General features: G+C 71.3%; 25 protein-coding genes. 22 read left to right on the top strand and 3 right to left on the bottom strand.

The window, feature by feature from the left end:
- The 10 genes from ABFX54_RS48570 to ABFX54_RS48525 form a co-directional block, all read left to right on the top strand.
- Nucleotides 1-996, top strand: a 996-nt coding sequence (locus ABFX54_RS48570; protein WP_346113941.1) for a thiamine pyrophosphate-dependent enzyme, incomplete at its 5' end; no start/stop codon positions are given.
- Between the two features lie 10 nt (nt 997-1006).
- Nucleotides 1007-3400, top strand: a complete 2394-nt coding sequence (locus ABFX54_RS48565; protein ID WP_346113940.1) for an AGE family epimerase/isomerase — start codon at nt 1007-1009, stop codon at nt 3398-3400.
- A gap of 1 nt (nt 3401) precedes the next feature.
- Nucleotides 3402-3743, top strand: a complete 342-nt coding sequence (locus tag ABFX54_RS48560; RefSeq protein WP_346113939.1) for an STAS domain-containing protein — start codon at nt 3402-3404, stop codon at nt 3741-3743.
- The gene (locus tag ABFX54_RS48555) at nt 3740-5755 is read left to right on the top strand and encodes a glycogen debranching protein (protein WP_346113938.1); all 2016 of its coding nucleotides are present in this window, start codon (nt 3740-3742) and stop codon (nt 5753-5755) included. The genes ABFX54_RS48560 and ABFX54_RS48555 overlap by 4 nt, the downstream gene beginning before the upstream one ends.
- A 20-nt stretch (nt 5756-5775) precedes the next feature.
- Nucleotides 5776-6081 carry an anti-sigma factor antagonist gene (locus tag ABFX54_RS48550; protein ID WP_106249939.1) on the top strand — a complete coding sequence of 102 codons (306 nt, stop codon included), beginning with the start codon at nt 5776-5778 and terminating at the stop codon, nt 6079-6081.
- Nucleotides 6082-6122: 41 nt separating this feature from the next.
- Nucleotides 6123-6530 carry an ATP-binding protein gene (locus tag ABFX54_RS48545; RefSeq protein ID WP_346113937.1) on the top strand — a complete coding sequence of 136 codons (408 nt, stop codon included), beginning with the start codon at nt 6123-6125 and terminating at the stop codon, nt 6528-6530.
- On the top strand, nt 6505-7734 hold the full coding sequence (locus ABFX54_RS48540; protein ID WP_346113936.1) for a PP2C family protein-serine/threonine phosphatase: 1230 nt from the start codon (nt 6505-6507) through the stop codon (nt 7732-7734). Before ABFX54_RS48545 ends, ABFX54_RS48540 begins: the two co-directional genes overlap by 26 nt.
- A 305-nt stretch (nt 7735-8039) precedes the next feature.
- Complete coding sequence (locus ABFX54_RS48535) at nt 8040-8837, top strand: helix-turn-helix transcriptional regulator (protein ID WP_346113935.1); 798 nt, start codon at nt 8040-8042, stop codon at nt 8835-8837.
- Nucleotides 8838-9007: 170 nt separating this feature from the next.
- Nucleotides 9008-11995 (top strand): type I polyketide synthase, encoded by a 2988-nt coding sequence (locus ABFX54_RS48530; RefSeq protein WP_346113934.1) that lies wholly within the window; start codon nt 9008-9010, stop codon nt 11993-11995.
- 149 nt (nt 11996-12144) lie between these two features.
- Complete coding sequence (locus ABFX54_RS48525; protein WP_346113933.1) at nt 12145-13101, top strand: hypothetical protein; 957 nt, start codon at nt 12145-12147, stop codon at nt 13099-13101.
- Here ABFX54_RS48525 and ABFX54_RS48520 read toward each other — a convergent pair.
- A complete protein-coding gene (locus tag ABFX54_RS48520; protein WP_346113932.1) occupies nt 13026-14333 on the bottom strand; it encodes a nucleotidyltransferase family protein in 1308 nt (435 codons plus the stop codon). The two genes, ABFX54_RS48525 and ABFX54_RS48520, sit on opposite strands and share 76 nt — an antisense overlap.
- Nucleotides 14334-14559: 226 nt before the next feature.
- Between ABFX54_RS48520 and ABFX54_RS48515 the strand changes: the two genes are divergently transcribed.
- The 12 genes from ABFX54_RS48515 to ABFX54_RS48460 all read left to right on the top strand — a co-directional run bounded on the left by ABFX54_RS48515 (nt 14560) and on the right by ABFX54_RS48460 (nt 23975).
- Entirely contained in the window at nt 14560-15558 is a 999-nt protein-coding gene (locus tag ABFX54_RS48515; RefSeq protein WP_346113930.1) for an alcohol dehydrogenase catalytic domain-containing protein, read from the top strand.
- A gap of 13 nt (nt 15559-15571) precedes the next feature.
- On the top strand, nt 15572-16873 hold the full coding sequence (locus ABFX54_RS48510; protein WP_346113929.1) for a ferritin-like domain-containing protein: 1302 nt from the start codon (nt 15572-15574) through the stop codon (nt 16871-16873).
- A 91-nt stretch (nt 16874-16964) separates the two neighbouring features.
- Nucleotides 16965-17636 (top strand): hypothetical protein, encoded by a 672-nt coding sequence (locus ABFX54_RS48505; RefSeq protein WP_346113927.1) that lies wholly within the window; start codon nt 16965-16967, stop codon nt 17634-17636.
- Between the two features lie 90 nt (nt 17637-17726).
- Nucleotides 17727-18836, top strand: a complete 1110-nt coding sequence (locus ABFX54_RS48500; protein ID WP_346113926.1) for an NAD(P)-dependent alcohol dehydrogenase — start codon at nt 17727-17729, stop codon at nt 18834-18836.
- Between the two features lie 19 nt (nt 18837-18855).
- Nucleotides 18856-19848 carry an alpha/beta fold hydrolase gene (locus ABFX54_RS48495; protein WP_346113925.1) on the top strand — a complete coding sequence of 331 codons (993 nt, stop codon included), beginning with the start codon at nt 18856-18858 and terminating at the stop codon, nt 19846-19848.
- Between the two features lie 8 nt (nt 19849-19856).
- A complete protein-coding gene (locus ABFX54_RS48490) occupies nt 19857-20159 on the top strand; it encodes a hypothetical protein (protein WP_346113923.1) in 303 nt (100 codons plus the stop codon).
- Nucleotides 20156-20476, top strand: a complete 321-nt coding sequence (locus ABFX54_RS48485) for a Nif11-like leader peptide family natural product precursor (protein ID WP_346113922.1) — start codon at nt 20156-20158, stop codon at nt 20474-20476. Before ABFX54_RS48490 ends, ABFX54_RS48485 begins: the two co-directional genes overlap by 4 nt.
- Complete coding sequence (locus ABFX54_RS48480; RefSeq protein ID WP_346113921.1) at nt 20473-21363, top strand: alpha/beta fold hydrolase; 891 nt, start codon at nt 20473-20475, stop codon at nt 21361-21363. The genes ABFX54_RS48485 and ABFX54_RS48480 overlap by 4 nt, the downstream gene beginning before the upstream one ends.
- Before the next feature lie 225 nt (nt 21364-21588).
- Entirely contained in the window at nt 21589-22005 is a 417-nt protein-coding gene (locus ABFX54_RS48475; RefSeq protein ID WP_346113920.1) for a MerR family transcriptional regulator, read from the top strand.
- On the top strand, nt 22002-22976 hold the full coding sequence (locus tag ABFX54_RS48470) for an aldo/keto reductase (protein WP_346113919.1): 975 nt from the start codon (nt 22002-22004) through the stop codon (nt 22974-22976). The genes ABFX54_RS48475 and ABFX54_RS48470 overlap by 4 nt, the downstream gene beginning before the upstream one ends.
- A 263-nt stretch (nt 22977-23239) precedes the next feature.
- A complete protein-coding gene (locus ABFX54_RS48465) occupies nt 23240-23653 on the top strand; it encodes a hypothetical protein (protein ID WP_346113918.1) in 414 nt (137 codons plus the stop codon).
- 127 nt (nt 23654-23780) lie between these two features.
- Entirely contained in the window at nt 23781-23975 is a 195-nt protein-coding gene (locus ABFX54_RS48460) for a hypothetical protein (protein ID WP_346113916.1), read from the top strand.
- Nucleotides 23976-24000: 25 nt separating this feature from the next.
- On the opposite strand, the gene ABFX54_RS48455 is transcribed toward ABFX54_RS48460, so the two are convergent.
- Together ABFX54_RS48455 and ABFX54_RS48450 are read right to left on the bottom strand one after the other, a co-directional pair.
- Nucleotides 24001-24603, bottom strand: a complete 603-nt coding sequence (locus tag ABFX54_RS48455) for a cadmium resistance transporter (protein ID WP_346113915.1) — start codon at nt 24601-24603, stop codon at nt 24001-24003.
- A gap of 124 nt (nt 24604-24727) precedes the next feature.
- Nucleotides 24728-25366: a hypothetical protein gene (locus tag ABFX54_RS48450; protein WP_346113914.1), complete on the bottom strand. Its 639-nt coding sequence runs from the start codon at nt 25364-25366 to the stop codon at nt 24728-24730.
- Nucleotides 25367-25775: the final 409 nt, after the last annotated feature.

The raw sequence follows: 25775 nt of genomic DNA, 5'->3' as shown, positions 1-25775 counted from the left end.
GCCCCGGCCCGGCGCCCGGTCGTGCTGGCCGGCGACGGCGTCGCGGTGTCCGGCGCGCAGCCGGAGCTGGCCGCCGTGGCCGAGGCGCTGGGCGCCCCGGTGTGGACGGTGAACTGCTCCGAGCTGGTCATCGACACCACGCACCCGCTGCACCGGGGCGACCTCGGCCACATGTTCGGCGAGCACAGCGCCGCCGCCGTGGCGCAGGCCGACGTGGTGCTCGTCGTCGGCACCTACCTCTTCCCCGAGGTGTTCCCGCTGCTGCGCAGCCCCTTCGCGGACGGGTGCCGGATCGTGCACGTCGACCTCGACGACTACGAGATCGCCAAGAACTTCCCCGCCGAGATCGCCCTGGCGGCCGACCCGAGGCCCACCCTGGCGGCCCTGGCCGCCCGGCTCGGCCCGGCGCGCCCCCTGCCCGAGCGGGCACCGGCGGAGCCGTACGGGGCGGGCCTGATGGACCTGTTCGCCGCCGAGCTGGCCCGGCGGGCCCCGGCGGACCTGGTGCTCTTCGATGAGGCGCTGACCGCCTCGCCCGCCCTGCTGCGGCACCTCCCCCCGCGCCGGCCCGGCTCCTACTTCCAGACCAGGGGCGGCTCGCTCGGGGTCGGCCTGCCCGGCGCGATCGGGATCAAGCTGGCCCGCCCCGGCAGCGAGGTGGTGGGCTTCACCGGCGACGGCGGCAGCATGTACACGATCCAGGCCCTGTGGAGCGCCGCCAGGTACGGCGTCGCCGCCCGGTTCGTGATCTGCGACAACCACCGCTACCAGCTTCTCGACGACAACTTGGAGCAGTACTGGCGCGAGCGCGGCATCGCCTCGCATCCCCACCCCGAAGGCTTCGACCTGGCCCACCCGGAGATCGACTTCGTCCGGCTGGCCAGGAGCCTCGGGGTCCCCGGCGTCAAGGTGAGCAAACCCGCCCAGGTGGAGTCCGCCGTCGGGCGCATGCTGACCGAGCCGGGGCCGTTTCTGGTGCATTTGATGACGACGTGAGAGGGACACCGTGAGTGAGAAGCGACTGGCGGGCCGCACCGTCGCGATCCTGATGGAGAGCGACTTCGTCGAGCAGGAGTTGCACTACTACGAGCGGCGCTTCACCGAGGAGGGCGCGCGGGTGGAGTTCCTCACCCGGTTGTGGGGCCAGGACGCCCTCACCTTCCACGGGCACGAGTTCCAGGAGCCGTTCACCGTGACCGGGGACCTGGAACGTGCCGATCTGTCCGGCATCGACGTGCTGATCGTGCCGTCGGGCATGGTGTCGGACCGGTTGCGCTACACCGAGGACGTGCACGAGCTCGCCCCCGCGGTACGCCTGCTCAAGGCGGCCTTCGCGGACCGCCGCATCGTCAAGGGCATCATCTGCCACGGCCTGTGGCTGGCGGCCCCCATCGCCGAGGTGGTCAAGGGCCGCCGCGTCACCTGCCACAACAACCTGGTCGGCGACGCCCGCAACATGGGCGCGCTCTACACCGACCAGGACGTGGTGGTGGACCGCGACCTGGTCACCGGCCGCACCGCCGGCCACTGCGCCGAGTTCGCCCGCATGATCATCGACCTGGTCGCCGCCGACACCAGCGCCGAGCGCGCCTACCGGCCCGACTTCACCTTCTCCGACCTGGTGGCCGGATACGTGACGAGCTTCGCGGACGGCGTGATCGGCCTGCGCACCAACGACGGCCGCGCGGTCAAGGTCCGGCTCACCGGCACGACGTCCGCCCAGTTCCTGCGCAACCTGTCCGAGCCCTATCTCGACGCCTCGGGCCACCTCGACCAGCTGCTCACCCCGGGCGGCTACGTGTTCGCGCACGGCATCTTCTATCCCGAGGGCGGCGCGTATACCGTCGAGGCCAAGGCGCTGACCTTCCTCGGCAAGCAGCCGGGACAGTACACCTTCGAACAGCCCGACTGGTGGGTGCGCCAGATCCGCGAGCTGGGCCGGTTCTACCGCAAGGCCCAGTTCGGCGACGGCCCGATCGACTACGCCGCCTACCGGACGCAGCTGCGGCTCGGCGGCGACAAGGGCGAGCAGGTCGTGCAGGAGACCGACACGATCTCCCGCATGGTCTACGGCATGTCGTCGGCGTACATGCTCACCGGCGAGGAGGACTTCCTGGACGTCGCCGAGCAGGGCGCCGCCTACCTGCGCGACCACATGCGCTTCGTGGACCGCGACGAGGACGTCGTCTACTGGTACCACGGCGTCGAGGTGCGCGACGGGGCCGAGCGCAAGCTGTTCACCTCCGAGTTCGGCGACGACTACGACGCCATCCCGATGTACGAGCAGATCTACGCCCTGGCCGGCCCCACCCAGCTCTACCGGCTGACCGGCGACCCGCGCATCGCGTCCGACATCGACGGCACCCTGCGCCTGTTCCGGCGCTTCTTCCACGATCCGGAACTGGGTGGCTACTACTCCCACATCGACCCGATCCTGCTCAGCCCGCACCACGAGTCCCTGGGCCCCAACCGGTCCAGGAAGAACTGGAACTCCGTCGGCGACCACGCGCCCGCGTACCTGATCAACCTGCTGCTGGCCACCGGCGACGAGCGGCACGCCGACATGCTGGAGGAGACGTTCGACCTGATCGCCGAGCACATGCCGCGCAAGGACAGCCCGTACGTGCAGGAACGCTTCCACGCCGACTGGACGCCGGACACCGCCTGGCACTGGCAGCAGGACCGCGCGGTCGTCGGCCACAACCTCAAGATCGCCTGGAACCTGATGCGGATGATGTCCATCAGGCCCAAGGACCGCTACCGGGAGCTGGCCGTCGAGATCGGCGAGAAGATGCCGCCCTTCGGCAGCGACCCGCAGCGCGGCGGCTGGTACGACGTCGTCGAACGCAAGCTCGGCCCCGGCGAGCACATCCACCGCTTCGTCTGGCACGACAGGAAGGCCTGGTGGCAGCAGGAGCAGGCCATCCTCGCCTACCAGATCCTGGCCGGGACGGCCGGCGGGGAGGAGTTCCGGCGCCGGGCCCGCGAGTCGGCCGCCTTCTACAACGCCTTCTTCCTCGACCACGACGAGGGCGGCGTCTACTTCAACGTGCTCGCCGACGGCCACCCCTACCTGCTCGGCACCGAGCGGTTCAAGGGCAGCCACTCGATGAGCATGTGCCACGCCGCCGAGCTGTGCTTCCTGGCCACCGTCTACCAGCGGCTGCTGCTGGACAGGAAGCCGCTGACGCTGCACTTCCGCCCGCGGCCCGACGGGTTCACCGACCGGGTCCTGCGGGTGGCGCCCGACGCGCTGCCGCCCGGCCGGGTCCGGCTGGACTGGGTGGAGGTGGACGGCACGCCGTACCAGCTGTTCGACGCGGCGGCGATGACGGTCAAACTGCCCGACTCCGCGGCACCGGTGACGGTGCGCGCGCATCTCGCGCCGGTGGAGGACTGACATGAGCATGCAACTGCGGCACCAGATCAGGAACGGGGTCACGGTCGTCACCCTGGACGGCCGCCTCGACAGCGAGACCGCGCCGCGCGTCCAGCAGGACCTGCGGGCGCTGCTGCCCGGCGAGGGCCAGGTCGTGCTCGACCTGAGCGGCACGGTCTACATGTCCAGCGCGGGCCTGCGGGTGCTGCTGCTGATCTACCGGCACGCGCAGAGCGGCTCGCTGCGTCTCGCGCTCACCGGGCTCACCCCCGACGTGCGCGCGATCATGGACGCGACGGGCTTCCTCGGCTTCTTCACCGTGGTGGAGTCCGTCGACGAGGGTGTGGAGGCGTTGACGGTATGACGACCCTGGAGCCGATCGACGCCTACCCCACGCAGCGGATCTCCGGGTTTCCCGTCCGCGCGGGGCGGTCGCTGCCGTTCGGCGCCACGCTGGTGCCCGGAGGCGTCAACTTCTCCGTCTTCTCCAACCACGCCACCTCCGTGACGCTCGTGCTGTACCGCTCGGGCGAGGCCGAGCCCATGGCCGAGCTGCCCTTCCCCGAGACGTTCCGGGTGGGGAGCGTCTACGCGATGACCGTCTTCGACCTCGACGTGGAGAACCTCGAGTACGGCTACCGCGTGGACGGCCCGCACCAGCCCTGGCTCGGCCACAGGTTCGACGCCACGAAGGTGCTCAGCGACCCGTACGCGCGGATGCTGACCGGCGCGGGATCCCACCGGCACCGCTCCCGCGTCGCCCTCGACGACTTCGACTGGGAGGACGACCGCCCGCCGCGCCTGCCGCACGAGGACCTGGTGATCTACGAGCTGCACGTGCGCGGCTTCACCCGGCATCCCTCCTCGGGGGTGTCGGCGCCGGGCACCTACGCCGGGCTCGTGGAGAAGATCCCCTACCTGCGGGAGCTGGGGGTCAACTGCGTGGAGCTGATGCCGGTCTTCGAGTTCGACGAGAGCGACAACATCTTCACCGGCGTGAACTACTGGGGTTACAGCCCGATCGGGTTCTTCGCCCCGAAGGCGTCGTACGCGATGACCGGGCGCGAGCACATGCAGGTGGACGAGTTCAAGCACCTGGTGAAGGAGCTGCACAGGGCCGGCATCGAGGTGCTGCTCGACGTGGTGTTCAACCACACCGCCGAGGGCGACGAACGCGGTCCTTCGATCAGCTTCAAGGGCCTGGACAACGTCACGTACTACATGCTCACGCCCGACCGGCACTACTACAACTTCAGCGGCACCGGAAACACGCTCAACTGCAACCATCCGGTCGTCCGCGGGTTCGTGCTCGACTGCCTGCGCTACTGGGCCAGCGAGTTCCACGTGGACGGGTTCAGGTTCGACCTGGCCGCGATCCTCGGCCGCGGCCCCGACGGTGAGCTGCTGCACAACCCGCCGCTGCTGGAGTCGCTGGCCTACGACCCGATCCTGCGCGACTGCAAGCTGATCGCCGAGGCGTGGGACGCCGCCGGGCTCTACCAGGTGGGCAGCTTCCCCGACTACAGCAGGTGGTCGGAGTGGAACGGCCGCTACCGCGACACCATACGCAAGTACATCAAGGGCGACCTCGGCGTCACCGGCGAGCTGGCCACCCGGATGGTCGGCTCGCCCGACCTCTACAGCCGCAGGGGGACCGCGGCCACGGTCAACTTCGTCACCTCGCACGACGGCTTCACCCTGCGTGACCTGGTCTCCTACGACCACAAGCACAACGACGCCAACGGCGAGGGCAACAGGGACGGCGACGACGCCAACCACTCGTGGAACTGCGGGCACGAGGGCGAGAGCGACGACCCGGCCGTGCTGGCCACCCGCGCCCGCCTGACCCGCAACGCGCTGCTGATCCTGCTGGCCAGCAGGGGAGTGCCGATGCTGCTGGCCGGCGACGAGATCGGCCGCACGCAGCTCGGCAACAACAACGCCTACTGCCACGACGGGCCGCTGACGTGGCTCGACTGGGGGCTGCGTGAGGAGAACGCCGACCTGTTCCGCTTCACCCGGCGCGCCATCGCCTTCCGGCGCGCCCATCCGGTGCTGCGGGGCGGCTCGCCGGGCTCGGTGCACTGGCACGGCGTGCGCGCGTGGTCGCCGGACTGGTCGGCGCACTGCCGGGTGCTGGTCGCCATGTTCGACGGCGGTGGCGACGACTGCGTGTACGTGGCCGCCAACTCCCACTGGGAGGCGCACGCCCTCGAACTGCCGGCGCCGCCGCGCGGCCTGACCTGGCACCTGTTCGCCGACACCGCCGCCGCGCCGCCCGACGACGCCCACGAGCCGGGGCAGGAGCCGCCCCTGGCCGACCAGACGCGGTTCGTGATCGGCCCCAGAAGCGTCGCGATCCTGGTCACGCACTAGTTGGAGGAAGAGGAACCGTCATGAGTTTCAAGATCAACATGAACGTGGAAGGCGACACCGCCACGATCCGGCTGGCCGGCGAACTGGACGGCCGCTCGGCGCCCGAGCTCAACGACCTGGTCAGCCAGGCCGTGGGCCGCCAGGTGGCCAAGCTGGTCCTGCTCCTCGACGAGCTGACGTACATGTCGTCCGCGGGCGTGCGCTGCCTGGTGTTCGCGCACCAGAAGTTGCCGCGCGGCTCGGAGATCACCCTGGTGGGCACGCAGCCGGAGGTCGCCGAGACCATCCGGCTCACCGGCTTCGACCGCAGCATCATGATGCGGTGATGCTCGCCTGCCGGCTCAGGATTGACGGCCAGCACGCGTCCATGGCGGGTGTGGTGGCCGACTTCGTGGAGGTGCTGGCGGGAGAGGCGGGGCTCGATCCCCGCCAGACCTACTGGCTGCGGCTGGCCACCGACGAGATCACCACGAACATCGTCCAGCACGGCTACCGGGGAGCGGCGGGCGTGGTGGACATCGCGGGCGAGGTCGACCAGGACGAGGTGCGGGTCCGTATCGAGGACGACGCGCCGCCGTTCGACCCCGGAGGCTACGACCCGGAGCCGCGCCTTTCCGTGCCGCCGCACCAGCGCGACGAAGGCGGCTACGGCCTGCTCCTGGCCATGGGCAAGGTCGATGAGTTCCACTACGAGTTCGCCGGCGGCCGCAACCGCAACACGTTGATCATGCGACTGCGAGGAGGAACCGATGCCGACGGCCCTGGTCGTCGCTGAGCCGGGCAACACCGGCTCCACCGCCGTGCTGGAGCTCGACGGGGCGCTGCGCCTGGAGGGCTTCGAGGTCGAGCACGCCGTGCCCGACGACCTGATGCTGAACCGGCCCAACCCCGACCTGCTGCTCGTCTCGGCCGCGCTCGGGCTGCAGCGGGTGGCGCTGCTGTGCCAGCGCTTCGTGGTGGACGGGCGCACGCCCACCGTGGTGGCCTTCCCCGACGACGACATCGGGGCGCTGGAGGAGTGCGTGCGCGGCGGGTTCGACTACGTCACCCGGCCGTTCCTGCCCAGCCTGCTGCGCAGCCGGGTCAACTCCTGCTTCGAGCGCTGGCAGCTCAGCAGCACCGTGGAGGAGATGGCCGCGCTGGCCAGCCTGCGTGAGTACGAGCGCGAGCTGAGCATCGCCCGCGAGATCCAGGCCGGGTTCCTGCCCGAGTCGATGCCGGAGCTGGACGGCTGGGAGATCGCGGCCAGCTTCCGGCCCGCCAGGCAGGTGGCCGGCGACTTCTACGACGTGTTCACCCTGGTCAACGGGCGCCGGCTGGCGTTCGTGGTGGCCGACGTGTGCGACAAGGGTGTGGGCGCGGCGCTGTTCATGGCGCTGATCAGGACCCTGCTGCGGCACACCGCCGAGCACACGGGGCTGGTCCAGCTCTCCGGCGACGACCTCGGTGCCGTCGTCGGCGGCGCCTCGTACGAGACGCCGCTGCCGCTGCTGTCGCTGGGCGCGGGGCCGCTGGTGCAGGCGGTGGTCGGGACCAACCGGTACATGGCCCGCAACCATCTGAAGCAGGGTTACTTCGCCACGATGTTCTTCGGCGTGCTCGACCCGTGGACGGGGGACCTGGTCTACATCAACGGCGGGCACAATCCGCCCGTCATGGTCCGCGCCGACGGGCGGCAGAGCCTGCTCCCGCCGACGGGGCCGGCCGTGGGGATCCTGCCGGACAGCTCGTACACGCTGGGGCACGTGCGGCTCGCGCCCGGCGACGCGCTCTTCACCTACACCGACGGCGTGGTCGAGGCCAGGAACGCCGACCACGGCCTGTACGGCACCGCCCGGTTGCAGGAGGTGCTGGCCAGGCCGGGTACGGGCGCGGGAGATCTGCTGGAGGCGGTGGACAGCGCCGTACGGCACTTCGTGGGGACGGCCGAGCAGTCCGACGACATCACCACGCTGGCGCTGCGCAGGACGCCCCTGTGACCGGACCGGCCGATCTGACCGGACATTCGCGGAACGTCTGGTGAACGTCCGGTCATGGGGCCTTGACTGCCCGGCCCGGAATCGCGACCGAATCATCGTGCCCGCGAACGGGCGGCGGACGAAATGCCGTCGTCACGCGGAGATGATGTCAATATGCGGTTAAGGCACGCCGAATTCACGTTTTCCGAATCAAGTCAGATCGTGCCCGAATGACAAATGCGGCGACGGTGACAAATCGCCCGTACGGCTCCTAGACTCTGGGACGGACTCGATCAGTGATGCCCAGGGGGTCGTACGGGGGTTACGTGTCAGGGGACGTCTGGAGCCGGCAGGAGCTCGCCCGATTCCTGAAGAGCCGGCGCGCCCGGGTCATGCCTGAGCAGGTGGGGCTGCCGGCGGGCACGTCGCGCCGGACGAAGGGGCTGCGCAGGGAGGAGGTCGCCGTGCTGGCCGGCCTCAGCCCGACCTGGTACACCTACCTCGAGCAGGGCAGGGACATCAAGCCCTCGGTCCAGGTGCTCGACAGCCTGGCGCGGGTGCTCGACCTCACCGAGGACGAGCGCCGCTACATGCACACCCTGGTCCACGGCCAGGTCGCCAACCCGCAGCCGCTCGCCGGTCAGGGCTGGACCGGCGGGGTGATGGACCTGGTCGTCGAGCTGATGGGCCACAGCGAATATCCCGTCTACGCCACCGACATCTACTGCGACCTGCTCGCCTGGAACGAGGCCGCGGCCGAGTGGTACGACGACTGGTCCCGCCTGCCGCCCGGCCACCGCAACATGCTGCACTGGATGTTGTGCTCCCCGCTGGCCAAGGAACGCCTGCCCGACTGGGAGAGCGACACCCGCGACATCATCGCCCGATGGCGCTCCGAGCTGGCCAAATGGCCGCACGACGAGCGGGTCACCCAGAAGATCGCCGAATTCGCCCGGCTCAGCCCCCTGTTCGCCGGCCTGTGGCGCAAGCACGACGTGCAGGAGCACCGCAGCCTCACCCGGCGCTTCCGCCACCCCCGCCTGGGCGAGCAGACCCTGCGCATGGCCCTGATGATCACCCCGGACGACCCGCTCGTGGGGCTCGTCGTGCATTGCCCGCTGTGAACGGCACGTGAATAACCGGGTCCAGGACCCGGCATTGCGTTATTTCATAATTGACAAAAAGGGTGCTCGCTCCGACCTTAGGTGATGTCGTGAACACCCGACCAACAGGGGTGCGCGGGGGTGCCGCCGGTATTTCTCCGATGCTCTCGCGCGCAGATGGGAATGGGCGCATGAACGTCAAACATGGGCGAGATCCCATCGCCATCGTCGGCGCCGGATGCCGGTTACCCGGTGCGCGAACTCCCGGTGAGCTCTGGCGGATCGTCAGCGAGGGCAGGGACGTGCTCGGCACGATCCCCCAGGACCGGTTCGACGTCGAGTACGACGCCGCCAGGCGGCGCCGCGACGTGCTCAGCGGCGCGGGCGGATACCTCGACGACGTCGCCGGGTTCGACGCGCGCTTCTTCGGCGTCACGCCGTTCGAGGCGCTCCGGCTCGACCCGCAGCAGCGCGTCCTGCTCGAAGTCATCTGGGAGGCCCTGGACGACGCCGGGATCCCGGCCGAGAGCCTGGCGGGCAGCGACACCGGGGTCTACGCCAGCCTGCAGCCGTCCGGCTACTGGGACCTGCTGCGCCGCTCCGGCATGTACGACATGCACGCGGCGCTCGGCGCGGCCGTCGCCGGGATCTTCCCCGGCCGCGTGTCCACCCTGCTCGACCTGCGCGGGCCCAGCATGGGGCTGGACGCCGCGTGCGCGACCTCCCTGCTCGCGGTGCACGTGGCCTGCCGGGCGCTGTGGTCGGGCGAGGTCGGGATGGCCATCGTGGGCGGCTCCAACCTGCAGCTCGTCCCCGACCTGTACTTCTCGCTCGGCGACGCCGGGGTGATCTCCGGCTCGGGCAAGTGCCGGTTCGGCGACGTGTCCGGCGACGGGTACGTACGCAGCGAAGGCGTCGTGTCCATGATCCTCAAGCCGCTGTCCCGCGCGCTGGCCGACGGCGACCGGCCGTACGCGGTGATCCTGGGCGGCGCCGTCACGCACGACGGCCGCACCGGGCCCTCGCTCGTCGCGCCCGGGTTCGAAGGGCACAAGCAGATGCTGCGCGCCGCCTACCGCGACGCGGGGGTCGCGCCGGCCGACGTCGACTACGTCGAGGCGCACGGGCCCGGCACCCACACCGGCGACAGCACCGAGCTGGCCGCGCTCGACGCGATCATGGGAGAGGGGCGCAAGGACGGCACGCGCTGCCTGGTCGGCTCGGTCAAGTCCAACATCGGGCACACCGAGTTCGCGGCCGGGCTGGCCGGTCTGCTCAAGACGGCCCTGGCCGTGCGGCACCGGACCGTGCCCGCGACGCTGCACGTCGAGGAGCCGCACGCGGTCCTGCTCGACCCCGGCACGGCCGTCGAACTGGCCCTGCGCACGCAGGACTGGCCGGACCGGGCGGCGCCGGCGGTGGCCGGGGTCAGCTCGTTCGGGATGTCGGGCACCAACATCCACCTCGTGCTGTCGGAAGCACCCCAGGCCGCCCCGGCCGAAGCGGCCCGGCCCCGCCCCAGCCGCGTGCTCCCGCTGTCGGCCCGCGACCCGCACGCACTGCGCGAGCTGGCCACCGCCTACGCCGATCTGCTGGATTCCACCCCAGATGCGGGGGATGTGTGCTTCAGCGCGGGGGCGCGGCGTTCGCATCACGATCACCGGATCGCCGTGACGGGGGAGGACGCCGGGTCGCTGGCGGCGGCCCTGCGCGGGTTCGTGCGCGGCGGCGAGAACGTGCGCCGTGTCACCGGCGCGCCCAAGGTGGTCTTCGTCTTCCCCGGGCAGGGCGGGCAGTGGGCGGGGATGGGGCGGCGGCTGCTGGCCACCGAGCCCGCCTTCGCCGAGCACCTGCGCGCATGCTCGCGGGCCGTCGAGGCCGAGCTGGGCTGGTCGCCCGCGGACGCGCTGCTCCACGGCGAGCCGCTGACCCGTGTGGACCGGATCCAGCCCGCCCTGTGGGCCGTGCAGGTGGCCCTGGCCGCCGTGTGGCGCGAGTGGGGCGTCGAGCCCGACCTGCTCATCGGCCACAGCATGGGCGAGATCGCGGCCGCGGTCACCGCGGGCGCGCTGAGCGTGGCCGACGGCGCGGCCGTCGTCGCGAGGAGGAGCCGGGTGCTGAGCGGGCTGGACGTCCCCGGCGCCATGTGGGCGGTCGGCCTCTGCGAGGAACGGGCCCGCGCGGCCATCGGCGAGCACGTAGCCCAGGCGTGCGTGGGAGTGGTCAACAGCAGGCACTCCACGGTGCTGTCCGGCGATCCCGCCGCGCTGGAGCGGATCGTCGAGCCGCTGCGGGCCCGCGGCGTGTTCTGCCGTCAGGTGGAGGTGGACTACGCCTCGCACGCCCCCCAGGTGGAGCCCGTACGGGAACGGCTGCTCGGCGAGCTGTCCGGCATCCGCCCAGGGCCGTGCGCGGTCCCCGTGCACTCCAGCGCCTGGGACCGGGTCGTCGGGGGAGAGGAGCTCGACGCCTCCTACTGGTTCCAGAACCTGCGGCTGCCCGTCCGCTTCGCCGACGCCGTCGGGGCCGCGCTCGCCGACGATCGCCCCACGCTGTTCGTCGAGCTGAGCCCGCATCCCGTGCTGGGCTCCGCGCTGGAGGAGGAGATCGAGGCCACGGGGGCCAGGGCCGACGTGGTGACGTCGCTGCACCGGGACGAGCCCGAATGCGCCGCCCTGACCGCGGCGCTCGCCCGCGTGTACGAGCTGGGCTGCCGGCCGCGCTGGGACCGCGTCCAGCCCGGCGCCTCCGTACCGCTGCCCGCCTACCCGTGGCAGCACCGCCGCTTCTGGCCCGACGGCCCCAGAGCGGCGGCACCCACCGCCACCGCCACCGCCACCGCCATCAGCGCAGGTGTCGGCATCGGCCTCGGGACCGGCGCCGGTGCCGGTGCCGGTGCCGGGGCCGGGGCCGGGGCGAAGCCTGACCTGTCGGCGCTCTCGGAGAGCGAGGTGGCCGGTCGGGTGGCCGAGCTGGCGGCTCAGGTGTTGTCGCTGCCCGGGCACGAGATCGGCATCGACGTGCCGCTCACCCTGCTCGGCCTCGACTCCGTGCTCGCCACCAGGTTCAAGGAGCGGATGAGGCGCGACCTGGGCGTGGACGTCCCCCTGCGCGACCTGCTGGGCCCGGACACCCTGCTCGACCTCGCCACCCGGCTGCGCGCTTCGGCGGACGCCTGACAGTAAGAACGGGCCGAAAACCATATATCGCGAAAAATGCTGCCCAATATCGAAATGCCGCGCTAAGTGGTATTCCGACTACCAGTATTAACTGATTCTTGGGTGGGTTTGTCAGGGGCTGGAGGATACATCACATGGTGACAGCCGTCTTGACAGCCTCAGCCGGCGTCGCGCTTCTGGCAGCCGTCTGGCTGAGCGTGGTGCTGACCGTGTTCACGCCCCGGGGCAGACCCACCCGGCTCGTCCGCGTCACCCTGCGCGGTGTCGCCTCGCCCCTTCTCGCGATCTCCGGACGCTTCCCGCCGGCCACCCGGGAGCCGCTGCTCGACCTGTGCGGGCCGCTGGCCGTCTTCGCCGTGGCCGCCATCTGGCTCGGCGTCGCGCACGCCGGATTCGCCCTGCTGGCCGGCACGCCGCTGCGCGAGGCCGAATGGACCTTCCGGCTGCTGATGCTCGCGGCGATCACCGCCTACCTCGTCCGTTTCATGCACGCCTACGGCCGGCGCGAGCGGCTGGTCGCCAGGCTCGGCGGCAGCGTCTGCAACCCCAGGGACGCCGACAACCTGCTCGCCGTCTACCTCAGGACCGGCTCGCGCGACCACCTCGACTCCCTGTTCGCCGAATGGACGGGCTGGATGACCGAGGTGGAGAGCTCGCACCTGGCCCATCCCGCGCTCACCTTCCGCCGGCCCGCCGGCGACCTCGACTGGCTCAAGGCCGCCGTCATCGTGCTCGACGTGGCCGCGCTCACCGAGGCCATCGCGCCGAACTGGGCGCCCGCGCACACCCGCGCCCTGCTGGCGACGGGCACCCGCTGCGTGCGCCGGCTGGCCGACGGGCTGTGCATCAGGCTGCCGCCCATCGTGGTCAGCCTCCAGGGACGCGAGGAACGCAACTTCTCCGACACGCTGCGGGTGGCGATGGAGGCGGGCCTGCCCACCGAGCGCGACCCGCAGGAGGCGTGGACGGTCTTCCAGGGCCTGCGCACCGCGTACGCGCCGCACGCGTACGCGATCGAGACCCGCCTGCGCTACGACCGGCTGGACGAGCCCGACGAGGTCGAGGAGCCCGACGAGGCCGACGAGCCGGGTGCGGTGGGCGGCTGAAGCAGCGCCGCCGCCACGATCTCGCCCGGGAGCGCGATGACCCCGCTCAACCGGGCTCCCTCCATGACCCGCGCCTCGTGACCGAGCGCGCTGAAGCCGTCGATGACGGTGGGCCGCCGCAGCGACGACTCCACCCGCCCCATCAGGCCCACGTGGGTGTCGCTCAGCCTGGCGCCGGGGCCGATGATCGCGCCGTCCAGGCAGGCCACCCGCTCCAGGCGGCACCAGGAGTGCAGGTCGGCCTCGTCGCCGACGTACGAGTCGCGCAGCACGACCCCAGGCCCGATCTCCACATCCCTGCCGATCCACGCGCCGGGCCCGATGTGCACGAGCCCGCCGGCCAGCTTCTCCGCCAGCGTCAGCCCGCTGACCTCGTCGCGCCGCGCCAGCGAGGACGGGTGGATGACCGGCGCGCGGGGCAGTTCGAGGCTGGGATGGCCCCCGGCCATCGCCTCGGCCATGGTGAGCAGGTAGTCGCGCGGATTGCCCAGGTCGCCCGCCTTGGCGATCGGCACGCACCGGACGAGCTCGCCGTGCGCGACCAGCCAGGGCAGCAGGTCACCGCCCCAGTCGAGGCCGTGCCGGGCCAGCGCCGCCAGCTCCGCCGTCGCGCCGAGGCCGCGCAGCCGCGCGCAGTCGATCACGTACAGGCCGGAGTTGATCGGCACCCGGGACAGGTCGGCGAACATCGACGCCACGGTCTCGATCCCCGGCTTCTCCACGAACCGCTCGATCCGGCCCGACTCGTCGGCGATCAGGGTGCCGTAGGTGCCGGCCACCTGCTCCGCCGTCCGGTACACCGTGCCGACCGTGACGACGGCGCCGCTCGCCACGTGCTCGCGCGCCAGCGCCGCGAGGTCCAGCTCGAACAGCGAGTCGGTGGGGAACACCACGGCGTGGCCGCGCAGGTCGTGCTCGTCCAGGATGGCCAGGGTGGCCTGTCCCGAGCCGGTGTTGAGCCGGTCTGAGCGGGGGCGCGAATAGCGTACGGACACGCCGAAACGCTCGCCGTAACCCACCGCCTCCTTGACCTGGTAACGATTCTCCCGGCCATTGGCGGCCAGGTGGAAGCTCGTTATCCCCTGGGCCCGAAATGCCATCACGAGCCATTCGATGAGCGGCCGGCCGAGAAAGGAGACGGCCGCCTTGCTCCGAATGTGCCCGGGTCCCTCAAGAGTGAGCGGCCGGGCGCGCACGCCTCGGCCGCCGGCCAGCGCGATACCGACAAGCATGAAATCCCCGCAGAAACGACCGACGCGACCAGTGACCCCATTCGTACCATTCTCGGTCCGCCCGCGAACCATTTCGGACGGGATTTCGTCAGGTCCGCACGCCACCGGAACCACCCTGACCGGCGGGCACCGAATTCACGCACCGGCTGCGTTAAGTCGGGGTGCCGGGAACGCGGGCGAGCTCTTTATCGTGGCCTCCTGATCTGTCCGCGCGAAGGAGGAGACCGTGCGCGCAGCGGTGATCACCCGACTCAACGCACCGTGGGAGTTCCAGGACCTCCCCGACCCGGCCCCTGGCCCCGCCCAGGTCGTCGTACGCATCCAGGCATGCGGGATGTGCTTCAGCGACGTCCTGGTCCACCGCGGCCACTGGCCCGTCCAACTGCCGATCGTGCCGGGGCACGAACCGGTCGGCGAGGTCGTCGCGCTCGGCCCCGGCGTCACCACGCTCAAGGTGGGCGACCGGGTCGGCGTCGCGTGGATGCAGCGCGGCGAAGGGCGCTGCGTGCACTGCCAGAGCTGGCATCCCGTCGCCTGCGCGCACACGCAGACCTGGATGGACCTCGGCGGCGGCTACAGCGACCTGATGCTGGCCTGGGAGTCCGGATGCACGCTGCTGCCCGACGGCCTCGACTACGCCGACGCCGCCGTGGCCTTCTGCGCCGGCTTCACCTCCATGAGCGGCCTGCGCAACGCCGACCCCAAGCCGGGCGAGCGCGTCTGCGTGCTCGGCGTCGGCGGGCTCGGGCACATGGCGGTGCAGCTCGCCGCCGCGAACGGCCTGGAGACGGTGGTGCTCACCACCTCGCCCGACAAGGCCGAGTACGCCAAGGAGCTGGGCGCGGCCGAGGGCATCGTGGTGACCGACGACCCCGGCCAGGCGCTGACCGACGCCGGCGGCGCCGACGTCATCCTGGCCACCACCACCTCCGCCGACCTCGTCGCCCGCGTGCTGTCCGGCCTGCGTTACGGCGGACGCCTGGTCACCATGGGCGTCACCGGCCCGCTGCGCATCGACGACATGATGACGCTGCTGTTCAAGCAGTGCTCGATCAAGGGCAGCACGCACAACGACAGGGCCGACCTGGTCGAGGTGCTCAACCTGATGGCGGCGGGCAAGGTCACGCCGCGGGTCGAGCGGTACCCGTTCGGCGAGATCAACGAGGTGCTGAAGCGCGTCGAGGCCGGCCAGGTGCGCTACCGCGCCGTGCTCCAGCACGACTGAGGAGGATCCGCGCATGCCTCAGCCCTTTGACGGGCCCCCCACCGAGCCCCCGATCGTGGTCGCCAACCGGGAACACCTGTGGTGGCTGCTGAACGAGGCCTCCCAGCTGGAACACATGATCCTGTGCCAGTACCTCTTCGCCGAGGCCAGCCTGAAGAGCGGGACGGAGGAGGGGCTCACCCCCGAGCAGGCCGAGGCCGTCGCCGGATGGGGCCGGGTGCTGCGCTCCATCGCGGTGGAGGAGATGCTGCACCTGGCGCTGGTCACCAACCTGCTCGCCGCCATCGGCGCCGCCCCCACGCTCGGCCGGCCGAACTTCCCGCAGCGCTCCGGCTACTTCCCCGCCGGCATCCAGCTCGACCTGCTGCCCTTCGGCGAGCAGGCACTGCGCCACTTCCTCTACCTGGAGCGGCCCGAGGGCATGGAGCTGCAGGACGCCGAGTCGTTCCGGCCGATCCCGCCCACCCGCACCGGCCTCGACCCCGCCGAGCTCATGCCGCGCGGCCAGGAGTACCAGACCATCGGGCATCTGTACCGGGGCCTGGAGCAGGGGCTGCGCGCCCTGTGCGACCGGCTGGGGGAGCGCGCGGTGTTCGTCGGCTCCCCGCACGCGCAGGCCACGCCCGAACTGTTCCGCTGGCCGCAGCTCGTCGCGGTCACGGACCTGAAGTCCGCACAGGCCGCGATCGACCTGATCATCGAGCAGGGCGAGGGCGCGCGCGGCGACTGGCGGCAGGCCCACTACGGCCGTTTCCTGGCCATCTGGGAGCAGTACGCCGACCTGCGCGCCCGCGACCCCGGCTTCGAGCCCGCCAGGCCCGCGCAGGTGCGTTACCTGCGGCAGCCGTTCGACATCGCCGCGCCCCAGCCGCTGATCACCGACCCCGCGGCCCGGCGGCTCGCCGAGCCGGCGGCGGTGGCCTACGAGCTGGTCCTGCACGCGCTCACCCGCTTCTTCACCCACACCGACGAGAGCGAGGAGCAGCTCGGCCTGCTCATCCGCCTGTCCATCGGCATGATGGCGGACGTCCTGCGGCCCCTGGCCCACGCCATGACCGCGCTGCCCGCCGGGCCCGAGCATCCTGGGCGCACGGCCGGGTTCGCGTACGAGATGTACTACGCGATGAGCAACTTCGTGCCCTGGCGCGAGCCCGCGTGGGCGCTGCTGCACGAGCGCATGCTCATCCTCGTGGAACGCTGCCACGAGGCCGGCCGCGCGGGCGGCGATCCCGTGGTCGCCGCCGCGGGCGCGCGGGTGGCCGAACTCGCCGCCGAGGTACGCGCCCACGTGCCGCCGGAACTGCTGCCCTCATGAATCGCCGCACCCCGGCCGACTTGCCATTGTACGAGCCATTGTTTTGACGCCGGCCGGGGTCGCGGGAAAAGAATCGAATATGCGAGGTCCGATGAACATCAGCGCTGACTTCACGGTCGAGGAACTGTCCGGCCGGTGGCGCAGCCCGGAGGCCGCCGAAGTGTTCCCCGGAATATTCGGCATCGATGACTTCTGGCTGCACAGTCCTTTCTGGGCCATTCATTTCAACGCCTACCAGGATCCCGGCTGCGCCGGCCGGCTCTTCGAACTCATCATCATGGGAATGTTCGAGCTGCGCCCGCCCAGCCTGGTCACCCCCGGCGCCCGCGACGCCGATTTCTCCCGCGTCAAAGTCTGCCTGCGCCTTTTCGACCCGGGACTCGTCGCCGCCGCCGACGAGGCGAAATCCGGGGACGGGAACTGGCGTGCCGGCGAGTGGCAGGACGTCTCGCACGGCGGTTGCCCGCCGCTCGACCTGCCGGGCGTGGACGAGTGCCCGCTCGAATACGACCTGCTGGGCCTGGCCCGCTCGCGCGACCGCAGCGCCGACCGGCTCTACTTCGGTCAGCGGCACCACGACGAGCTCGGCTCGATCTGGACCCGCCGCGCCCCCGGCCTGCTCGACTACTACGTCACCCGCGTCGTGGGCACGCCCCCGGCGATCGGGCACGGCGCGGAGTGGGGCCCCGGCGAGTGGTTCCGCGTCACGAGCGCCTACAGCCTCAGCCCTCAGGGCACCCCCGCCGGCCGGGGCGCGCCGTGACCACCGGCCGTCCAACCGCCCCCGCGTCCGCCCGTCGGCGCACGCCGTGACCACCGCCCACCCCCTGGCCTTCGCCGATCGGAGGACCCCGTGACCACCACCCAAGCCGCCGTCGTCGAATCGCCCGGCGCGCCCTTCACGCTTCAGGACGTCGAGCTGGACGCCCCCCGCCCGGGAGAGGTCCTGGTCCGCATGGAGGCGGCCGGCATCTGCCACACCGACCTCACCATGGCCGCGGGCCACATCCCCTTCCCCCTGCCCGGCGTGCTCGGCCACGAGGGCGCCGGCGTCGTCGAGGAGGTCGGGCCCGGCGTGACCAAGGTCGCCCCCGGCGACCACGTCGTGCTCACGTTCACCTCCTGCGGCTCCTGCGCCTCCTGCCGCCTCGGCCACCCGGCGTACTGCACCACCTGGATCCCGCAGAACCTCATCGGCGGCAAGCGCGCGGACGGCACCTCCCCGATCAGCAGGAACGGGGTCGCGCTCGGCGGGCGCTTCTTCGGCCAGTCGTCCTTCGCCCGCCACTCCATCGCCGACGAACGCAGCGTCGTCAAGATCGCCGACGACGTGCCGTTCGAGCTGCTCGCCCCGCTGGCCTGCAGCGTCCAGACCGGCACCGGCGCGGTCTGGAACACGCTGCGCCCCGAGCCCGGCACCTCGATCGCCGTGATCGGCGTGGGCGCCGTCGGCCTGGCCGCCGTCATGGGCGCCGCGCTCACCCCCGTCAACGAGATCATCGCCGTCGGGCGCCGGGCCTCCCAGCTGGAGCTGGCCGCCAAGATCGGCGCCACCCGCACGATCGACTCGACGGGCATCGACCTGGCCGCCGCCCTGCGCGAGGCCACCGGCGGAGCCGGCGTCGACTACGTCGTCGAGGCCGTCGGCAACCCCGACGTGCTCAAGGCCGGCATCGACGCGCTCGCGCCGCGCGGCGCCGTCGCCGTCGTGGGCGCGCCCCCGTACGGGGTGGAGGTCTCCGTGGACGTGCACCGGCTGCTGCCCGGCCGCCGCGTGCTCGGCGTCTGCGAGGGCGACAGCGACCCCGACCGCCTGATCCCGCTCCTCGCCCGCCTGATCCGCGGCGGCCGGCTCCCCGTCCAGCCGCTGATCAAGGAGTACGCCTTCACCGACATCCAGCGGGCGGCCGAGGACTTCAGAGCAGGCAGGAACATCAAGACCATCCTCCGATTCGACACGTGAAGACGTTTGGAGCCCCCGCATGAACACCTTCGAGCTCGGCGACTTCCAGCTCACCTCGGGCGCCACCCTTCCCGGCGCCAAACTGGCCTACCAGACCTTCGGCGAGCTCAACGCGGCCAAGGACAACGTGGTCGTCTTCCCGACCTTCCTCGGCGCGCCCCCCGAGGTGCTCAACGGGTGGATCGGCGAGAACCGCGCGCTCGACCCCCGTACCTGCTTCATCGTGCTGCCCGGGCACTTCGGCCTGCCGCCGTCGTCGGCGCCGAGCAACACCCCCGGCCCCTTCCCCGAGGTCTCCATCGCCGACGACGTCATCGCCCAGCAGCGCCTCCTGGCGGAGGAGTTCGGGGTGCACGAGGTCAAGCTGGTGCTCGGCTGGTCGATCGGCGGCATCCAGGTGTACGAGTGGGCGCTGCGCTTCGGCGACCGCGTCCGCGCCATCGCCCCCATCGCCGGCGCCCCCACCCCGCCCGCCTGGACCAAGCTCTGGCTCAAGACCGTGGTCGAGGAGCCCATCACCTCCGACCCCAACTACGCCGGCGGCACCTACGCCGACGCGGCCAGCGTGAGCGGCGGCCTGGCCCGTGTCGGGCACGCGTCCGCGCTCACCGCCCCGCCCCGCACCTTCTACTACGACAGCGCCGAGGTCTGGCGCAACCTCGGCTTCGACAGCGTGGACGCGTTCGTGGCCGGCTTCTGGGAGAACTTCTGGCTCCCGCAGGACCCGAACGACGTGCTCGCCCAGGCCCGCAAGGCCCGCGCGGCCTGGCCGGGAAAGCCGGGCGAGTCGCTGGAGGACATGCTCGGCCGGGTGCGGCCCGCCACCACGATCGCCGCCTTCACCGGCGACGCCCTCTTCCCGCCCGGCGAGCTCAGCCGGTACGCCGAGGCGATCCCCGGCGCCACGTTCCGCGAGATCGACAGCATCTTCGGCCACCTGGCCACCTTCGGCCTGTCCGAGCAGGACGTGAAGGCCGTCGACGACGTGATCAGGCACGCGCTGGACAGCTAGGAGGTCCCGTGTCAGAGGTGGAGTTCGTCCGCTTTCTCAAGACCGCGGGGTCGAGCCCCGAGTTCCTGGCCCGCTACTCGCCCATGGATCTGTCCCGGATGTTGTTCCACGCCCGCAACGAGGGCTTCGACTTCACCGAGGCGGACGCGGACCGGGTCGTGGGCCGGCTGGAGGCGGGCGTGATCATCGAGAAGGACAGGGAGGCGTTCGACGGGGACGCCACCCTGTGGCGGCACATGTGGGGCACCCGGTACCTCGACTACCTGGTCCACCACGTGGCCGCCCGATACACCGGCGAGGAGCTGTCGTGAGCGAGACGAACGTCATCGACTTCCTGCGCGCCCTGGCGCAGCGGCCGGAACTGTGCGAACGGCTCAAGGACAAGCCCAAGGACGAGGTCATCGCCGCCGCGGCCGGAGCCGGCCACCCGTTCACCGCCCAGGAGTTCAACACGCTCATCTGGGACCTGGAGGAGCGGCTGGCGCGCGAGCGCGGCGAGGAGTTCAACGAGCGCTTCCCGCTCTGGGACCTGCTGTGGGGCCGCCATTACCTCGAATTCCTCGTCTTCGACCTCGTCCCCAGCCTCGACGAGACCGGCCTTCTGGTCGGATTGGAGCCCACGACATGATGCGAGACGCGTTGTACATCGGGCGCGAATGGAACGTCGAGCACGACCGCCGGGCCAAGGTCACCGGCGGCGAGCTCAGGTACGCGGTGCTCGGCGAGGGCGAGCCCGTGCTGTGCATCCACGGCACCAGCATCGCCGACAGCCTCATCACGCCGATGCGGTTCTACCCGCCGCTGCTGGACGACTACCAGCTCATCAGCTACTACCGGGCCGGCTACAACGGCAGCACCCTGGACGGGGACGCCCTCAGCATCGAGGGCGGCGCCGAGCACGTCCGCGAACTGCTCGACCACCTCGGCATCGACAAGGCCCACATCATGGCCTTCTCCTTCGGCGGGGTGATCGCCTTCCAGTTCCTGCTGTCGTACCCCGAGCGGGCGCACAGCGCGATCCTGCTGGAGCCGTACCTGCCGCGCGAGGAGCCCGACGCGATCACCGCCAACGTCGACGCCTTCATGAACGCCATGAAGGTGTATGAGACGGGCGACAAGCTCGGCGCGGCGCAGCTCTACATGGAGGCGGTGTGCGGGCCCAGCTTCCTGCCGGCCGTCGAGATGACCGGCCCGCTCGACGTGTGGGACCGGGTCGAGGAGTGCGTGGACACGACGTTCACCGTGGACTTCCCGGCGATCTCCCAGTGGGGCTTCAAGCCCTCCGAGGCCGACCGGCTGGTCGAGCGGAAGCCGGCCATGCCTGTGCTCGCCGTGATGGGCCTGGACAGCGAGTCCGCGATGCCCGGCTTCCGGGCGACGCAGCGCTTCCTCATGGACTGGCTCCCGCAGGCCGAGCGCTGCGGCATCCCGAACGCCACGCACGGGCTGCAGAGCATGAACCCGCTGGCCGTGGGGGAGGCGGCGCACACGTTCCTCAAACGCCATCCGATGTGACGGCGCTCCGGCACCCGCTCACCGGCCGGACGGACTGGCGGCCGGGCGGGTGGCCACCACCGAGGTGCGGGAGGCACCTGCGGTCACAGGCGCGGTCGCGGCCGGAAGGTCGCGACCGCGCCTCCGCGTGCGCGGGCCGGGAACGCCGAGACTGTCGCCTGCGGGTGCGGACCGGCGGCGGGGCGATTTGACCTGTAGCGCGCTACAGGTCGCACTATGGGGGACATGAGCGAGTTGCTGCTTCCCCAGCTCGACGTCGAGATCCCGCCAGAAGGGCTCTCGATCGGCGAGGTCGCGCGGGTGACCGGCGTCGGTATCGAGGCGCTGCGCTACTACGAGCGCGAGGGCCTGTTGCTCGACCCCGCTCCGCGCGACCCAGGCGGCCGGCGCCGCTACCGCGCGGGTGACCTCGCCTGGATCGCCGGCCTGGTCATGCTGCGCGAGACGGGGATGTCGATCGCCGACATGCGCGTGATCGCCGAGCTGAGCCGGCGCGAGGGGACCGAGGCGGAACGGCTGGCGTTCCTGTCCCGGCACCGGGAGCGCGTGGTCGAACGGCTGGAACGTACCAAACGCCATCTCGCCGCCATCGACGCCAAGATCGCCGCCTACCGGGCGGTCACTGAACAGGAGAAATCATGAGAACCACCCCACTCGGCGACGGGCTGACCGTGTCCGCGCTCGGCTTCGGCGCGATGGGCATGAGCGCCTTCTACGGCGGCGCCGACGAGCGGGAGTCCATCGCGACCCTGCGGCACGCCGTCGACTCCGGCGTCACCTTCATCGACACGGCGGAGGCGTACGGGCCGTTCGAGAACGAGAAGCTGATCGCCCGCGCCCTCGGCGACCGCCGCGACGAGATCGTCCTGGCCACCAAGGCGTCCGCGGAGACCGACGACGACGGCACCGTGCACGGCCGCAACGGCACCCCCGCCTACATCAGGCGCGCTGCCGACCGGTCGCTGCGCCACCTCGGCACCGACGTCATCGACCTGTACTACCTGCACCGGGTGGACCCGGACGTGCCGATCGAGGAGTCGGTCGGGGCGATGTCCGAGCTGGTGCGGGCCGGCAAGGTACGCCACATCGGGCTGTCGGAGGCGTCGGCGGCGACCATCAGGCGGGCGCACGCGGTGCACCCCCTCGCCGCCGTGCAGTCGGAGTTCTCCCTCTTCTCGCCGGACGTGCTGCACAACGGCGAGAAGGCGGTCATGGACGAGCTCGGCATCGGCTTCGTCGCCTTCTCCCCGCTCGGGCGCGGCGTGCTCACCGGCGGCCTGCGCAGGCTGGACGAGCTGGCCCCCGACGACGCCCGCAGGGGTCTGCCCCGCTTCCAGCCCGACGCGTTCGCCGCCAACCGCGCCCTGGTGGACCGGATCGAGGCCCTCGCCGCCGCCAAGGGGATCACCGTCGCCCAGCTCGCCCTGGCCTGGCTGCTGGCCCAGGGGGTCGTGCCGATCCCGGGCACCCGCCGGCGCGAGCGGCTCGACGAGAACGTGGCCGCCCTCGGCGTCGAGCTGACCCCAGGCGACCTCGACCGCCTCGCCTCCGCCGCCTCCGACGTGGTGGGCCACCGCGACTTCACCCCGGTCCCCGCGGGCACCGACCGCTAGACGTCCCGGGCGCCTGACGCTCCAGGAGCGGGTCATGACGACCGGGCGGCGCGCTCGGCCCGCGACCCGCTGACGTGCGCGGTTGAAATGTCCGGAGTTCGTCCAGAGTTCGCTGGACGCGCTCCGGACAAAGATCCCTTGCTGCCCGGTGGCGGCGGCGGTCAGCGTGGTGAACGAGCCCCGGTGTCGCCGTCCGACGGGAGTGGCCGGCGATGCCGATCCGGGGCCCGCACCCGAGAATCCACCGAGGCAGGAAGAGGATCATGAGGTACTCGAAGCTCGTTCCCGCGCTGGCCGGAGCCGGCGCCGCCCTCGCGATGCTGACCGCGTCCACCCCGGCGAACGCCGCCGCCCCGTCGTCCGCCCTGTCGTCCGCCCCGTCGTCCGCCCCGTCGCGCGAGGCGGGGACGCTGAGCGTGCACCGCAAGTCCGCCACGTGCACCTCGCCCAGGGGGAACAAGATCAACGTCTCCTGGGGCGACGGCAACGTCTCCACCACCGTGTACTTCAACAACCACTGCAACCAGAAGCGGTGGATCGAGCTGAAGTTCGTCAAGGAGAACCACGACTTCTTCTGGAAGTGCGTCGGGGTCAACGGCAGGACCAGCGGCAAGAAGAAGGTCGGCTACTCCAACCCGGACAAGGTCGTCATCACCAAGGAGAGGACCCACTGCTGAGCTGAGCCGGTGGTCCGGTTCGTCCGGATACGGGACGGGGGCCGGGGCGATGGTGCAGGCTGTACCTGACGGTGCCAGTGGCCGGTAGCGACCACCGGACGGGTGATCGGCGAGCTGGGAGCAAGGCATGAAGGCACGGATCATCATCGGGATCGGGTTACTGCTCGCCGCGACCGGCATCCTGTGGACGTTGCAAGGGCTCGGCATCGTCGGCGGCAGTGTGATGAGCGGCGTCACCACCTGGGCCGTCATCGGTCCCGTGGTCTTCGTCGTCGCGCTGGTCATCGCCTACATCGGCCTGCGGCGGCTCCGGGGGAGGTGACCCCTCACGGCGGGGGCCGCGGTGCTCACAGGCCGAAGGCGCCGCCGTCCACGAGGATGAGCGTGCCGATGCCGATCAGGACGAACGGCAGCAGCAGGTGCCCCCACCGGCCCAGCACCCTGGCCACGACCGGGCGGGTGGCGAAATACCGGCCCGCCGCGCACCACACGGCCACCAGCGCCAGGAAGACGGCCACGTAGACGCTCATCGCGCCGACGCCGGCGGTGGCGAACACCGGCACGTACACGCCGAGGTTGTCGCCGCCGTTGGCGAAGGTGACCGCGGCCACCTCCAGCGCCTTCGGGCCGCCGGCGCGGTCGCCCGCGGGCGCGTCCTCCTCGCTGTCGCGGTGGTTCCGCCACGCCTGCCAGGCCGCCTTGAGCCCGAGCGCGAGCGGGAGCAGGCCCAGGTACGGCAGGACCGGCTCGGGGAGGAAGGTCGCGCCGAAGGCGGCCGCCGCAGCCACGGCGAGGATGGCCAGGAACCCCAGGTACTGGCCGGCGACCACCCGCGCCGCAGCGCCCCGGCGGCCGGCGCCCTGGGCGAAGAACAGGGCCAGGATGAGCAGATCGTCCACATTGGTGACCGCGAACAGGCCCGCCGCCTGCCCGACGACTCCCAGGTTCACTCCTGACCTCGCTCGCCCACCGCCGGTCCGGGATTTCGCCGCATCGGGACACCCTGCCACACACCGGTGCGACAGGCACCGTCAGAGCACCGGCGCCCGCCACACGCCCGTGAGGCAGGCGCCGTCAGGACTCCGGCGGCCAGTACGGGGCCGACCGCTCGGCGGCGGCCGCGACGGCCGAGCCGTCCAGGGAGGTGAAGCCCAGCTCGACCCCGCCGGCCGGCCACTCCACGGCGAGCTCGAAGTGCTCCTTGGGCGGCAGCGGCCACAACCACAGCCCGACCGGGACGACGGAGGCGGCGTTCTCGTCGCCGCTGCGCATCGACATGCCGCCGGGCAGCCAGAACAGGCAGGGCCCCGGTGGCGCCTCCTGCGTGAACCGGCTCCGCTCGAAACGTTGCCCGACGGTGGTGGCCTTGGTCCCGTCGGCGAAGCGCACGCCGAAGCGCAGCAGGGCCTCAGGGAGCGGCCGTCCGGACGTCAACCCGGGCACCATGATCGGGAAGAGCGACATCTGGAGGGCCTGGTAGTCGTCGGCCGACAGCGTGTGCCGCCGCGTGGCGACCTCCACGTTCAGCAGGCAACCCGTGGAGAACGCCGTGATCGCCGACAGGGTGATGACGGCGTTGGGGGTGCGGGCCAGCACCACGCCGAGCAGCGTCACCCTGCCGGCCTGGTCGGCGGGCGGGGCGTACCAGACGGGTAAGCCGGGCCTCGGCGCGGGGGAGTCGTCTTCCCGCGCGGGTGGCGGTTCGAAGAACATGCCTCCACCGTACGGAACGGGTCACGAGACCGCGCGCAAGATCGGACCATGGCCGAACGCAAGTCTTGCGGCCGTTTGCGCACATCCGACGTCATCCCTTGCGCTCAGTCAGGACCGGCCGAAGGGGTGGCCACCTGCGCCGACCTGGGACAAGTCGTCGATCACTTGCTCAGTGACAGTTATTTCCTTGCGCAATATCGTCGAAATATTGCGGCTATCTGCTCGACATCTTATGGTTCGGCCATCCGCCTGACCCGAAGGGCCACCCCCATGAGAGCACTGCTTGCCGCCCTTGCGTTACTCGCCGGAGTCCTCATCGCCCCGCCACCCGCCCACGCCGCCCACGCCGCCAACGCCGCCAACACGCCCAACTAGCCGACACCGACCTCGCCGCCGGCAAGAACGCCAC

The sequence above is a fragment of the Nonomuraea maheshkhaliensis genome (assembly GCF_039529435.1).
GTDB lineage: Bacteria > Actinomycetota > Actinomycetes > Streptosporangiales > Streptosporangiaceae > Nonomuraea > Nonomuraea maheshkhaliensis.
This window is presented reverse-complemented; position numbering and strand designations above follow the sequence as displayed.